Genomic DNA, 12,209 nt, shown 5'->3' with positions numbered 1-12,209 from the left:
TGCATGGATAACTGAGAGGACGCAGTCCGCCAGAGGCGGATCTACGAGAGTTCAAATGCGTCCACACCTCGAATAGTCGTTTAATCAACATCCTTGACTGAAGTTAGCGGTGAGTCGCCACGGCGGAGCACTTCCTCGAAGCTCATCAACGAAGACGCCAATCAGGAACCCTCGCGATGTAACCCAACAGAATTCCAAAACAAATGACAACCACCACTTGTCAAACCTAGGACTTCATAGTCGGCACGCGTAACCGGGAACGCGCGGTAAAGTTTCTAAAGGCCATTAAAGTCAACTCGCGTTCTCCGGTTCACGCGATGGTTACCCGCCGTCGCCGGTTGTCAGCACAGCGCCGTTGTTGAGATCGACGCCGACCCAGTCGGTTGAACCAGAGGCGAAAATGTAGAATACATCATCATCAGATACGCGAATCGACTCAGAATCGACCACGAAATGAAGTCCGTCCGCGGGAAGGTCAAGACGGGCCCAACGATTGCCGGTAGCACCAATCGCATAGACCGTTCGCCCCGCCTGTATTGCAGCAACATTAGATGCAATGACGGGCTTCGCATCGTCGGGCAAAGGCGTGTCTAGCGTTAGACGTGACAACCTAGATGTTGCAGTAGAGAAAGCGAAAATCGATTTGCGATCAGCGGGAATGACAACGTACATCTGGCCACCCACTACCCAGGTGCTTTTTGATGCGGCGGGAACGGTTGGCTCCTGTGCACCAGTGCATAGGGACGAAGTGACAATCGCAAATACGAAAATTGCCGAGATGAGCAGACGTTTCATTGGTTGTGTCCACTTTTTGAGGGAGTCGGAGCATTTCAGTCGGGTAACGACCGGCATCACCGGGCGGGGAAAGTAAGGTTGACCAATTCAAATTCGGCCGCAAGCCCCGCTCCGTGTGAATGCCATGGTTCTGCGATATTTGGTCGGAATCAAGACGGTGCGTATCCGTCGCGCCGTTCCAGACGGAGTTCGTCACCGTCACGTATGATTTCGCCAACTACCGCGTTGTCAAAGTCGGTAATAAGTACGCGATCCCCATTGTCGAGCACCTCTCGCAGCCCACCGGGCAAATTTACAGAATCGCCAGACATCTCGGAATCGTGAATTGACTCGAGCGCAACGTAAACAGTTTCTGGATCACCTGTCCAATCTTCGGGTACCGGAAACTTCTGCGACTTGTCAATGATCGGCTTAGGTCCATCAATGAGGTACGCATAGAGAAATCGGTCTCCATGTCGATCCATGTGAAGCATCCAGAACGAATTGGTTGCCGTGCAGTGGTAGATCGTTGAATCCCACGTAGCACCGCGTTTCGTCAATCGGCAATTCGGGTCTGCTGGGGATGGCAGCCTGTAGTGTGGCATCATTTACCTTTCAGGGCGTGGCGTGCTCTAATCGCAGAACGGCAGGGTTGACCGGGGCCGAGCGGATGAGCAACCACTGCCCAAAAACGTTCTCGAGGCCTCCGCGTCCAACCCATGGTTCCACCTTCTTTGCAGCGGAACGGGGCATTGTATCAGGTGTCGCAACTGTGGGTTCTCGGCGGCCAGGGCCATTCTTCGTGGTCGCTGTTACGATTACCACCGACACTCTTCAGCCATTCGCGGAAGGCTGGGCGTGCACGACAAACAGCCCAATCCAACGGAGTTCCGCCACTCGAATCGACACTGTTGATATCGGCACCGTGTTCGTGTAGTAATCGCGCGGCATCGAATTGGTCGCAGACGCAAGCGAAGCTGAACGCGGTCTCGCCGTCTTCGTTCTTCCAACGCACATTGGCACCGGAGTCGAGAAGGACGTGCATCGTATTAAGACTTCCCAGGTTTGCCGCTAACGTCAGCCAAACGCCAAGATCTTCGTGACCGATTAGATTGGATGACTCAATCGTTTGGCGCAGTGCGTTCGCATCGTCCAATTCGATTGCTTGGGAGATGTCAGATTCGATGTCGTCTGGGATGGTCATTTTAATGGTGGAACGACCGGCATCACCGGGCGGGGAGAGTAAAGTTGTCCATTTCAAATTCGGCTGCAAGCCCCGCTCCGTGTGAATGCCATGGTTATCCGCCGTTTGGGATTGCGACCGATCAATCGTATCCCAGGTCACGAACAAGGTGTGCGTCTGGCGTGATTTTGTCGCGATCGACACCAAGTTGATCCATCAAGACCAAACGCAGGATTGTCCATACGTCGCGAGAGCTAAAGGCATCGTGCCTATCAGCTAGTTTCGCACCGTTCTTAGCCATAAGTTGTTCCGTTAATCCACGGAAGGTTGTGAAACTCTCGCGCGGTAGGGTCGCGAATGACACGGTCAACGATCGGAATAATGCCAAAGAAAACACAAACGTGAGCACGCCAAAGAGAATAGAGATTCCAAGCGAAGAAAGGGGTTCGAGCGATACGAAGCAGATAATTGCGGCCACCGCAGATGCAATCAAGCCAAACAACGAGACAGGCAATGGGCGTCGCAGTTTTGGGAAACGCAGATTGAGGTCGCTAGCCATTCGCGTCCAGGTCTCCCGTCGGCGTGACGATGGAAGAGCGTCAGAAACGTTTGTGGATGGTCCGATGCGAGCGGGGGAATTAGCGTCGTTTATGTGTAGTCGCCAGTATCGCCGCAGTTCGTAGAACGTTCGCGCTGACAAGCACACGTCAGGATTGCGTGTCTTATCAGCGGTGGCAACAAGCACGGCAGCGTACAAATCGCCCACGGTAATGATTCGTTCCGCTTGCTCGTCAGCAAGCGAGATGCCGAAGGCTTCTTCGATCTCGAGCACAAGTTCACACATCGGGCTGGATTCGTATCAGGGAGAAGATTTCAGTCGGATAACGGGAGCGATGTGCGGGCGGCGAAGGGTGACTGAACCACTTTGGAAAAACGATGCCGCCGCTCCGTCACGATCGCATGGTTCCCCGATTTGTTTTCGTGGGATCGCACTAACCACGACGGTTGGCGTACAGCCAATCATAGCGAGCTCGTCTACCGCCGGCAAATCCGTGTGTAACCGCAAAAAACGATGAAGTAATCTGTTGGCAAAATGATGTGGGGCAAAATGATAAGTCAGCTCGCGTCAATCATTTTGCCACGTAATCATTCTGCCATTCGATCGACCACGGGGGCATTTGCGACAGCGAGTTGACGCTTGCTCAAAAAAGAAACGCTGCGAAACGAGCGCCGGATCCATCACGCATGAAGGCCGTTTGCATCGCCGAAACGATTGCCATCAAGTCAACATCGCCAGTCGGGGAACGTCCGCGGTAACGGGGTTCGCGGGATTGATGTTTTATTAAAGAGGACTGGCTCGCGAACTCCCGTTCACCGCATGGTTCTGACCGCGAGCGGTGCTTACCAAGCTCGCAGCGAAACGAGTCCAACGATGCATGAGTTTAGCATGAGTCGATCCAGCCCTGCAAGCAAATGGCGACGCAACCATCATCCGAGCATGGGCAGGAAAATGTTGGGCAGAAAGATGATTGCAATCGAAGCAATTGACCGGGGCTGGAAAAGCAAGTGCAGCGGCAGGTCGCGTCAGCCTGTGATGGTCGACTGAAGCAATACGGTCCGTTGCGTCAATGCACTGGCAGCATTCTCGTCCGACACGACACACGCATCGTCATGTCCGCATTCGGTCGCATTGGAGGTCGAATCAAAAACGACTCAAGCGTGTCAGAACGGTTGACGTCACCGCGATCCGGCGGTTGACGTTGTGATGGCAAGTTTAGCAACGCCGGATCTGCGGTGCACGTCGTGGTTATCGGCCTGTGTTTGCAGCGGAGGCGCCCCCACCATCGGATCACTCGCCCCGCTGCGTCCAGCTTACCACGCACGAGTCCGCGCAACAATCGACCGAGCAATATCGAGCATGGGAATCGACCGAGCAATGTCGGTCTGGCCTTCGGCCCGGTTGGTGACCGGTGGCGTCACGTCGTACGTGTCAAAACTGCGACGGGTGACGTTGCTAACGAGTTCCCGTTCGCTGGACACTCGACCACTGTATCAAATCATTGCAAGCGCAACTTCGAGCATCCGAGATCGACCGCGCAACTTTTGTGTCCGGTAACGTTTGGGTTGACCGGGGCCGAGCGAAAGATCAACCATTTCAAAAAAGACGCTTTCGAGGCCTCCGCGTCCAACCCATGGTTACCCGAAATCTGGGCGTTCCAGTGTTGGCACGGCACGCCCCGAGATGTCGGTGACAACAGCATGCACACGCTTGGCAACGATCCGAGCTTCGCCGATGCTTCCAGCGTACCACCCCCACAGTTCATCGCCAACATCGAGATCATCATCGGAAGTGATGCAGAAGACATGTGAATCAAACAGGTCACCCTCTTGATGCTCGACAATTTCAACAGCACCAAGCAACTTTTTCGTAGGAACATAGAACCCAAAGACATCGAACGTGTTTGGTTTCAGCGTTGTCGCAGCCTTTAACACCTCAATACGGTGAGGCCCGAGTCCCCATTTCAAACGACTCAGGTCGGACATCGCCGAACTGATGCAAAACCGCGGAGTTTCCATAACGTCGGGAACGCACCATCGAACCTGCACGTGACCGTGTGATCGCATTGCACGATTAGGATCGGGGAAAAGCAAGCAACGGTCGGGTGTCACGCGATCAGCATCAATGTAGATTTCCTCGCTACCAAAAGCGGCACGCCTAGCGTGAACGCACTCAAGTGGTTCGCCGTACGCGACAGAAGCGAACTCCTGCCGCACTTGCCATTCGAGCCGTTCGGACAGCGGCGACGGGAAATAGCCGACGCGGTGATTGTCATCGCAGAAGAGCGACGTAATCGAAGCGTAGTCGTAGTTGCTCGGAAAGCGTCGAAAGTAAACGACCGTTTCGTATTCGGTTGGAAACATGGGACGGTCGGAGGGATTTCAGTCGGGTAACGTTACCGATCAGCCGGCGGCGACGATTGATCATCCACTTCAAAACGCCCGACTTCGCCGCTCGGTTGCATCGGATGGTTCGCCTATTGCGGGGGCCATGCCTTGTCGACACCGTAGAGCTTCCGTTGCTCTGGGTCGGATAGCACGCCCGCCCGTGAGATCGTTATGAAGCCAAGTTTCATTCCGTCCGGAAACTCGTACTGAACTTCGATATTACCATCTTGGTACTCGTAAAACAGGATCACCTCACCGTCTTCCCGATCAGTCCAGTAGGGATCACCAAATCGTTCGCGAATGTCTTGTTCGGATGTCGCGGTGTGCAACTCCAGAGGCTTTCCCTCCGCGAAAAATGTTCCGTCAAATTCGCCCAGCGTTACAAAGACGCGGTCGAGCGAACCGCCATTCGCCCCTAGTTCGAGCCCCTTCCCCCGCGGAGCGTACACACTCGAGTCTGCCAATTCGCGGGCAAACGGCAAATCCGCGGCGACCGGCTTTCCAACCTTGTTCCCGGCAACAGAAAAGCTCAACAGGTCGATGGTTACAGCAGGAACTGTTTTTTCCGGATGATTGCAGCCGAAAATGAACGACAATAATCCCATGACAACTATGGTGCGCATTTGGTGGTTCAGGATAGTAATGTGTAGATCAAACTGGCAGAAAAAATCAGCAGACTCAAGTTGGGCGAACGACGGCCGTAACGGGGCGGCCGCTAAGAATCTCTGATTTCAAAACCCGCGTTGTCGGCCGCTCCCGTTCACGGCATGGTTATTGCGGAATTCAGCGCTACGGTTCCATCGGCGGATGCTTGCCAAAGTCGCCCTTGAGCCATCAATGATATCCCATACACATGCCATCGCCATCCGCAAGATCAAATTCGGCAATTGTTTCGTCCGTCTCGAGATCGGTCAGTTGGACGGCCACGGCTAGACTTACGCGATGCTTCTCGTTTTTCAATGCGCCGGACACCCCATCAATGACCATCATCATCCCATACACGGCGTGATCAATCGCCTTCAACGCAGCGGATCGGGCAAATTCGCTCATGTTGGCATCTAGTTGTTCAATGGCGTAATTGCGAACATCTTCAAAGATGAGGAGTCCGGCTGCATGCTGAATCCACAATTCTAAGTCGCGTTCTCCATTCGGAGGGCGCGTCAATGTTCTTTCGTACGTTGCCATGTTTGGATTCTTGATCTCCCAAATGCGTTACGACATCGGCCTGAGTCGGCCGAGATCCCTCCGCAATAACGTCCGGCATCACCGGGCGGGGAAAGTAAAGTTGTCCATTTCAATTTCGGCCGCAAGCCCCGCTCCGCGTGAATGCCATGGTTATCCGAAATTTTGTTGGTGGGCATCACTTGCGGTAATGGCCCGACCTCGATTTACGTAAGAAAAATTTCATTTGGTTCTAATTCTGTTCCGTGGGCCTCCAACGCATGATCACCTACGAGATCGTCGTCCATTCCAGTAATCATGTAGTGCAGCTTCCCTTCATCCCATGAGAAGTCGATGCCAGCTGGTTGCCCAAGTTTCGCATTGAACGTGTCCTCATCTAATGGCTCGTCACCCTCGTACCATGCATCTTTTAGCTCCCTAACATAGTATTCGAAGCAAGCTTTTCGCCACTTTACGAACCATTCCTCGTTCGCACGCCAAAGCGAAGCAGAGGTTTGTAGCAAGGCAACGAGACGCTCGCGATCTGACTCGTCAAATCCGATTTCAAAGGCGTCGTGTCCGTCACCAATGGTGACCGAGTAGCGCTCAAACTGATCGTCCCATTCAAGCTTGCCAAAGTCGGGATGCTCAATAGCTTCAGGCTTCATTTCAGTTAATCTATGATCGGATAACGTTCGCGGTCACCCGTTGGCCGCGTGCGACTCTCCACTTCAAACACCCGGACTCGGCCACTCGGGTGCACCGCCGTAGTTAGTCAGCTTCTGGATTACTGGAAAGCAGCTCGTGGTCTGTGAGAGCGTCATCAATCATTCCAATGAGGACATCTCTTGGTGGCACAAGATCAATGGAATACCGCAAGTGCAGCAGCGTGCAGGTGATGAGTTGCAGTGCCTTTTCACCTGTTTCAGCATGGATCAGAATGCCTTGGCTGACCTCGCCGTTATTGGACCACACTTCAACACTCATGTCGCCGGGGTCGTCGAGTGCACCCAAACGAATGAGCCCGCGTATGTTTTCGCTGCGGAATAGCCTGATGCCACGCTGGTTGTGCTTGTTCAACGACTTTGGAAGCGTGCGATGAACCAGCTCCGCGTACTCTGCTGAGGTCATGAAGAAAACCTTGGTCAGGGCGATCGGTTCTGATTCCGCTGTCCTAACGGCCGATGTGTAGTTTCCATCGGGGGACAACTGGGAATCATAAAACGGCGGCATGAAGACTAGTGACTCGTCGTCCTTCGAGCGGACGATAACTGCGTGCTGCTGCTGTGTCACACTGGCGGCCCACTGTTTAGGAAGTGCGGCTTGGGCATATCCAATATCGATTGGGGCGGCACTTTCCGAGCATTCGAGCTGAATGGGCTTCGGGTGTCTCGCGAGATTCCAGGCCGCATACTCGGAACTGAGCATATTGCTGTAGGCGATGCAGCGTTGTAGACGCGGAAAGAGAGCGACCGTCCCGACAATCAGGACGACGATGCCGACAACGGCGCAAGTCCGGTAACGCTTCTTCTGCGTCCTGCAATCTGATCTGCGGGCGTTCATTGCTGACTAACGGTAGGAATCACGGGGAACGGGCGAACGACTTGCAAGCAGACGAGAAAACGGACCACCCGTTCTCCCGTGCATTTCATGGTTCGCCGCGCTTATGGGATTGTACGGGGCGATTCGTATGGATTGGCGGACGCAAATTGATTTGGTGCCGAGACATCGCCCGCGGACAGTTCCGCGTCCGAATCGAGCGACCGTTTCGGACGAAGAGACAAAGCCCAGGCTATCAGAGTGCAAGCAGTCGTTGCAGCCAAAGCGTTGGGGATTCCACGGAAAAATGGCATGAAGGCGTACCAAGTATCCGCGGTGTTGAAGTATCCGGTCCTTCGATAGTAGTCCATCAGGGCCCAGTCGATGGAACGCCAATACACCAAGTATCCGAAGCACGAAGCAACGAAAGCCACAGGTGCCAGCCAAAGTATGAATCGCCAGCGGGTGACAGCGGGAACAAGAAACACAAAGGCGGGAAGCAGGAAGGTCAAAAGATACCACCAGCTTCCGATTGCCGCGTCGAAAGCGGCGTGATAGTCGCTCGGTTGGGCTTCAGTCATGAGAGACATTACAGTCGGCGAACGATCAAAATCACGAGGCACGGGCGAAAGACGTGCAAGCAAACGAGAAAACAGACCACCCGTACTCCCGTGCATTTTATGGTTCCCCGCCCTCTGGGTTGCGGCTTTGAATCGCATCGAGCTGTCGCAGACGTTCTGGAGCACCAACGTGGTCAAAGTACCACATCATCATTGCAGCAGACACCGTCAACCCAAGCCATATCACGATGCCGAAAAAAGGAAACGGATTCAGCCCCGCAAGACGCAGTGTTGAGGATACCCCAAACGCAATGATGGGCGGGAAGAAAACCGGAAAGTCCAACGTTGGCACCCCACCACCACTATAGATGTCATGCGATGCATCCCAAACGACCTTCGCCTTTAAGACAAACGCTGCCACAAATAAGAGCGTGAAGGTTAGTGCGACCCAGATCATGTGGAACTCAGTGAGGCCATGATGATGTCGTCGACCTCAGTCGGGGAACGTTTGGGTTTTGCGGGCCGGAACGGTTGATTTTCCATTGCCAAACGCTCGCAGGGCCGGCTCCGTAACAACCCTTGGTTCCCCGCAATTGTGGCCGAGCGTCAGATAAAACCGCCATCAGCCAGCGATTTGCATCGCACAAGCACGACCAATGGATGCGGCCGCGAAGCCGGATGGAATCGCATCCAACAGTATAACGAGGGCAATTGCGTCCGTCACGATCGAACCACGAACGCGAATTAGAGCAATCCCAAGTAGAAGATGGAGGCATGGAAGCAGAATGACGCAGATCGTTGCGAGCATGCCAATCGGACCAACCAAACCGTGAGGAATAAATGCAACATTGTGGTTCGCATCCGACGCGAATCGGTATGCAGGCACAGCGATCGCGAGCGCAAGTGCGACAAACGTAGAGAGCCATAAGAGGTCAGCAACACGAATAGGGCGACGGCGTTCGTTCATGCCGAGCACTTCAGTCGGGGAACGGCGGCGTTGACCGAGCACCGCCCATGTGGTTTCCATTTGAAAACGCGCCATGCGGTGCTTCGGTCCAACGCATGGTTCTGCCATTCTACGACGGGCCGACGTTTCGTGTCACGCACAGTCCCAACGCTTCGATCTGATCCGCAACGTCGCCAACCGGACGATCAATCGAAAGATCATCAATACCGAGGTTGGGAATCGAAATCGACGCTCCGTTGCCGTTTGATGACACGCGGATTTCGCCAACGTCTGCATGTGCAACCGAGCGTGATTGCGACCAGTCGTTAACGTAAATCGAACCCGCGTAGAAATCAAGTTTTGGACGATAAGTGTGAACAATGAGCCAGAGTGCTGGTCCAGCGCCAAATGTCACTACAAACGCTCCGAGAAGACGCCCTCCTGCAAGTCCCGCACCGTTTGATTCGGAAGTTAAGCCGAAAGCGTAGAATGTAAACGCAGCACAAAGCGCCAGCAATGTGATCGCAAACGTTGCGATCAACAGCGTGATCACAAATCGAGTACTATTGCGATGATAAAGTCGCTGCAGATGAAAACGACGTGCGTGTCGAAGGCGAAATGCGAGCGAGTCATCTGACATGACGTTAGAGCAACGTGTGAGGGAAATCTACTTGTTGGCAGAACGGTGGACATCACGGGGCACGGACGTTAGATTTCCATTTGCAAAACCGCGCAAGCCGTCCTTCGGTGCACGGCTTGGTTCTGCCTTCATTCAGCGTAGCCGATCTCGAATCGTCGATCCACGTCGGCAGGCAGGCTTCCAGCATACTCTTGCATCGCGGCTAATGCGGCCTGATCCGTTCCGTAGCGGTCGCGCAAACCAGCAATCCAGTTCGCGTTTGCAGCCATCCCAAGAACCGAAAACTCAGCGGTCAGCCAATCGAGAAGAGCCCTGGTTGATCCGCCGTCGTATGTATCGCCTTCGGGGGTTGCAACCTGTCTCGCGTAATCGACGCCGGAGAGGAACGAGATCACCTCGGGAAGCGTTTCGTCAACAGTCCACATCTGCGGTCGTGAACAGACCAACTCAGCAAAGTTCTTTTTTCGGCGTTGCATGTACTGTGGTCAAACAATCAATGGCAGAACGGGAGCGATGTGCGGGCGGCCGCGATCGACATGCAAGCAGACAAAAACGAAGGCCACCGCCACTCCGTCACCATCGCATGGTTACCCGTCGAGTAGTTGTTCGAGTTGGGACGTGTCATCCCATTCGCATCCTGAGTATGCAAAATCAGAATGTGCTACAGCGAACTGCATGGCATTCTTGCAGATCACCGCTACACCGTGTTCCCAGTCGATGTCGGAATTGCCAACAAAGATGATGTATGTATCGGTTGTCGAACGGAGCTGCGGTATTACCGCAGCATAAAACTCGATCCCAAGTTCATTATCGTCCATTTCGTCTGATTCAGTATCACCGAGATACGTCGCGGCATACTTGCGCGCATGATCAGTAAGCAATGGCAAACCGGTCTTGGCAAGGCGCTCAACGACCGAAACGCATCTCAGCTGAGAATCGGTTGGTGGCGATTGCTCGCCGTCGGTCAACACGCGAATTTGCAATTTGCCAAGCTTCTCACTCTCGATATGCGAGATCCAAGCATCTTCGTCAGGAGACCAAACCAGATTTGCCATTCGTGCGACCTATCCAAAGGAGATACGATTCTTCAATCGGGTAACGGTTGCCATCACCGGGCACGGAGAGTGATGTTTCCATTGGTAAAACCGCGCAAGCCGTGCTCCGTGTGAATGGCTTGGTTATCCGCTCGTCGTTGAGTTAGAAGTGGTTTTCGTGATAGACAAATGCGGTTCCGTCGCCAGAATCGATTGCGATCAAGTATAGATCAGGACCTTCGATGTGCCGAGTGCCAAAACCTGGCGTCGCATACCAGCGAGACGATGCCCAGTCCTGCTTAGGCCATTCAGCAGGAACAGACGATATGAGGTCATTGGCCTTGGGGTGTGACACAGTTGCGGATTGAAGCATTTGGTTAGACATGAGGAAGTCGATCATGGGAGCGCCGGAGTCCAGCCGCCAAATTGAGCTATGGTCAAATCCAGCGGTCAGCCCACATGGCGTCAGGCCAGATTGAAGTGCCTCATCAGATTCAACAAGTTTACGAAGGACATACGGCCAGTGGTCCACGTCGTTCTGAATGCCAAGTCCGGCCTTCTGTCGGGCGGCGCGACGTGCCGCAGCGGACCAGGATAGTATGCCGGAACAGAGCGCGCAACAAAGCGTGAGAAAGAGGAGCGATCGAAGTCCGTAGCGAGGTCGTTTCATCGCGCGCAATGTCGGCGAGCATGGAATTCAGTCGGATAAAGAATCCATGTAAGTCCGAGGTTTGATGGGTGGGAGTCATTCGTTCAAAATGACTGGCGACTCGGACCCGTGATCTCGGCAGCGTGCGGCTGCCGGTCACATTCACTCCACCCACCAAAACCACGGACATTCAACAATGAAGATTCTCGCATTGGACCTCGGCAAATTCAACTCCGTTGCCTGCTTCTTCAACTCCAAAACCAGAAAATCCAAGTTCCTCACCACGCCCACCAACCGGGAAACCATCGCCAGTATCTTCAAGGATGCGAAAGCTGACCTCATCGTCATGGAAGCTTGTGGCCCTTCGGGCTGGATCAATGACTTGGCTCAAAGTCACGGACTGAAAACACTCGTCTGTAGCACCAACGAGGAAGCTTGGCGGTGGGCCAACGTCAAACGCAGAACCGATCGTGACGACGCCTTCAAACTCGCTCGCATGGCTGCCATGGGAGAACTCAAAGCCGTCCACACTCCGTCGCATAAACACCGGGAATTCCGCTCTCTCGTCAAATATCGCAAGACACTTGACCAACGGATTAACAAAACCAAAAACACCATCCGCGCCTGGTTCGTTAACCAAGGCATCACAGTCGACGCTGGCGACAAAGCCTGGCACACCGGACGTAATCACATCAACTCGTTTCGTAAACCGCTGGCCGAGTGCGACCACGATGAACTCTGGAGAGGAGAGCTCGACATCGAACTGACCATCCTCGA

The 12,209-nt window shown here is 53.9% G+C and carries 17 protein-coding genes; 1 reads left to right on the top strand and 16 read right to left on the bottom strand.

Annotated elements, in window-relative coordinates:
* Positions 1-321: 321 nt before the first annotated feature.
* The 16 genes from Pla52o_RS26205 to Pla52o_RS26135 all read right to left on the bottom strand — a co-directional run bounded on the left by Pla52o_RS26205 (position 322) and on the right by Pla52o_RS26135 (position 11,168).
* Positions 322-795 carry a hypothetical protein gene (locus Pla52o_RS26205; RefSeq protein ID WP_197169551.1) on the bottom strand — a complete coding sequence of 158 codons (474 nt, stop codon included), beginning with the start codon at positions 793-795 and terminating at the stop codon, positions 322-324.
* Positions 796-944: 149 nt separating this feature from the next.
* Complete coding sequence (locus Pla52o_RS27245) at positions 945-1,259, bottom strand: hypothetical protein (RefSeq protein WP_197169550.1); 315 nt, start codon at positions 1,257-1,259, stop codon at positions 945-947.
* Positions 1,260-1,531: 272 nt separating this feature from the next.
* On the bottom strand, positions 1,532-1,978 hold the full coding sequence (locus Pla52o_RS26195) for an ankyrin repeat domain-containing protein (protein WP_146597599.1): 447 nt from the start codon (positions 1,976-1,978) through the stop codon (positions 1,532-1,534).
* A 121-nt stretch (positions 1,979-2,099) separates the two neighbouring features.
* On the bottom strand, positions 2,100-2,801 hold the full coding sequence (locus Pla52o_RS26190) for a hypothetical protein (protein ID WP_146597598.1): 702 nt from the start codon (positions 2,799-2,801) through the stop codon (positions 2,100-2,102).
* Positions 2,802-3,829: 1,028 nt separating this feature from the next.
* Complete coding sequence (locus Pla52o_RS27240; RefSeq protein WP_197169549.1) at positions 3,830-3,997, bottom strand: hypothetical protein; 168 nt, start codon at positions 3,995-3,997, stop codon at positions 3,830-3,832.
* Positions 3,998-4,153: 156 nt separating this feature from the next.
* The gene (locus Pla52o_RS26185; protein ID WP_146597597.1) at positions 4,154-4,879 is read right to left on the bottom strand and encodes a hypothetical protein; all 726 of its coding nucleotides are present in this window, start codon (positions 4,877-4,879) and stop codon (positions 4,154-4,156) included.
* A gap of 113 nt (positions 4,880-4,992) precedes the next feature.
* The gene (locus tag Pla52o_RS26180; protein ID WP_146597596.1) at positions 4,993-5,526 is read right to left on the bottom strand and encodes a hypothetical protein; all 534 of its coding nucleotides are present in this window, start codon (positions 5,524-5,526) and stop codon (positions 4,993-4,995) included.
* Positions 5,527-5,737: 211 nt separating this feature from the next.
* On the bottom strand, positions 5,738-6,088 hold the full coding sequence (locus Pla52o_RS26175; RefSeq protein WP_146597399.1) for a hypothetical protein: 351 nt from the start codon (positions 6,086-6,088) through the stop codon (positions 5,738-5,740).
* A gap of 203 nt (positions 6,089-6,291) precedes the next feature.
* On the bottom strand, positions 6,292-6,732 hold the full coding sequence (locus Pla52o_RS26170; protein ID WP_146597595.1) for a hypothetical protein: 441 nt from the start codon (positions 6,730-6,732) through the stop codon (positions 6,292-6,294).
* Between the two features lie 103 nt (positions 6,733-6,835).
* Positions 6,836-7,627, bottom strand: a complete 792-nt coding sequence (locus Pla52o_RS26165; RefSeq protein WP_146597594.1) for a hypothetical protein — start codon at positions 7,625-7,627, stop codon at positions 6,836-6,838.
* A gap of 101 nt (positions 7,628-7,728) precedes the next feature.
* A complete protein-coding gene (locus tag Pla52o_RS26160; protein WP_146597593.1) occupies positions 7,729-8,184 on the bottom strand; it encodes a hypothetical protein in 456 nt (151 codons plus the stop codon).
* A gap of 97 nt (positions 8,185-8,281) precedes the next feature.
* A complete protein-coding gene (locus Pla52o_RS26155) occupies positions 8,282-8,620 on the bottom strand; it encodes a hypothetical protein (RefSeq protein WP_146597592.1) in 339 nt (112 codons plus the stop codon).
* Positions 8,621-9,239: 619 nt separating this feature from the next.
* On the bottom strand, positions 9,240-9,749 hold the full coding sequence (locus Pla52o_RS26150; protein WP_146597591.1) for a hypothetical protein: 510 nt from the start codon (positions 9,747-9,749) through the stop codon (positions 9,240-9,242).
* A gap of 128 nt (positions 9,750-9,877) precedes the next feature.
* Positions 9,878-10,174 (bottom strand): hypothetical protein, encoded by a 297-nt coding sequence (locus Pla52o_RS26145; protein WP_146597590.1) that lies wholly within the window; start codon positions 10,172-10,174, stop codon positions 9,878-9,880.
* Positions 10,175-10,336: 162 nt separating this feature from the next.
* Entirely contained in the window at positions 10,337-10,804 is a 468-nt protein-coding gene (locus tag Pla52o_RS26140) for a hypothetical protein (protein ID WP_146597589.1), read from the bottom strand.
* 142 nt (positions 10,805-10,946) lie between these two features.
* A complete protein-coding gene (locus Pla52o_RS26135) occupies positions 10,947-11,168 on the bottom strand; it encodes a hypothetical protein (protein WP_146597588.1) in 222 nt (73 codons plus the stop codon).
* 460 nt (positions 11,169-11,628) lie between these two features.
* Between Pla52o_RS26135 and Pla52o_RS27995 the strand changes: the two genes are divergently transcribed.
* A partial coding sequence (locus Pla52o_RS27995) for an IS110 family transposase (protein WP_146597587.1) occupies positions 11,629-12,209 on the top strand: 581 nt, incomplete at its 3' end.

Source organism: Novipirellula galeiformis, assembly GCF_007860095.1.
GTDB classification, from domain to species: domain Bacteria; phylum Planctomycetota; class Planctomycetia; order Pirellulales; family Pirellulaceae; genus Novipirellula; species Novipirellula galeiformis.
Note: the sequence above shows the minus strand (reverse complement) of the source record. Positions and strands in the feature narration are given on the sequence as shown.

Bases quoted from the DNA above. Each gene is read 5' to 3' on its own strand.
- Pla52o_RS26205 (WP_197169551.1), bottom strand. From the start codon at position 795: ATGAAACGTCTGCTCATCTCGGCAATTTTCGTATTTGCGATTGTCACT.
- Pla52o_RS27245 (WP_197169550.1), bottom strand. From the start codon at position 1,259: ATGGATCGACATGGAGACCGATTTCTCTATGCGTACCTCATTGATGGA.
- Pla52o_RS26195 (WP_146597599.1), bottom strand. From the start codon at position 1,978: ATGACCATCCCAGACGACATCGAATCTGACATCTCCCAAGCAATCGAA.
- Pla52o_RS26190 (WP_146597598.1), bottom strand. From the start codon at position 2,801: ATGTGTGAACTTGTGCTCGAGATCGAAGAAGCCTTCGGCATCTCGCTT.
- Pla52o_RS26185 (WP_146597597.1), bottom strand. From the start codon at position 4,879: ATGTTTCCAACCGAATACGAAACGGTCGTTTACTTTCGACGCTTTCCG.
- Pla52o_RS26180 (WP_146597596.1), bottom strand. From the start codon at position 5,526: ATGCGCACCATAGTTGTCATGGGATTATTGTCGTTCATTTTCGGCTGC.
- Pla52o_RS26175 (WP_146597399.1), bottom strand. From the start codon at position 6,088: ATGGCAACGTACGAAAGAACATTGACGCGCCCTCCGAATGGAGAACGC.
- Pla52o_RS26170 (WP_146597595.1), bottom strand. From the start codon at position 6,732: ATGAAGCCTGAAGCTATTGAGCATCCCGACTTTGGCAAGCTTGAATGG.
- Pla52o_RS26165 (WP_146597594.1), bottom strand. From the start codon at position 7,627: ATGAACGCCCGCAGATCAGATTGCAGGACGCAGAAGAAGCGTTACCGG.
- Pla52o_RS26160 (WP_146597593.1), bottom strand. From the start codon at position 8,184: ATGACTGAAGCCCAACCGAGCGACTATCACGCCGCTTTCGACGCGGCA.
- Pla52o_RS26155 (WP_146597592.1), bottom strand. From the start codon at position 8,620: ATGATCTGGGTCGCACTAACCTTCACGCTCTTATTTGTGGCAGCGTTT.
- Pla52o_RS26150 (WP_146597591.1), bottom strand. From the start codon at position 9,749: ATGTCAGATGACTCGCTCGCATTTCGCCTTCGACACGCACGTCGTTTT.
- Pla52o_RS26145 (WP_146597590.1), bottom strand. From the start codon at position 10,174: ATGTGGACTGTTGACGAAACGCTTCCCGAGGTGATCTCGTTCCTCTCC.
- Pla52o_RS26140 (WP_146597589.1), bottom strand. From the start codon at position 10,804: ATGGCAAATCTGGTTTGGTCTCCTGACGAAGATGCTTGGATCTCGCAT.
- Pla52o_RS26135 (WP_146597588.1), bottom strand. From the start codon at position 11,168: ATGTCTAACCAAATGCTTCAATCCGCAACTGTGTCACACCCCAAGGCC.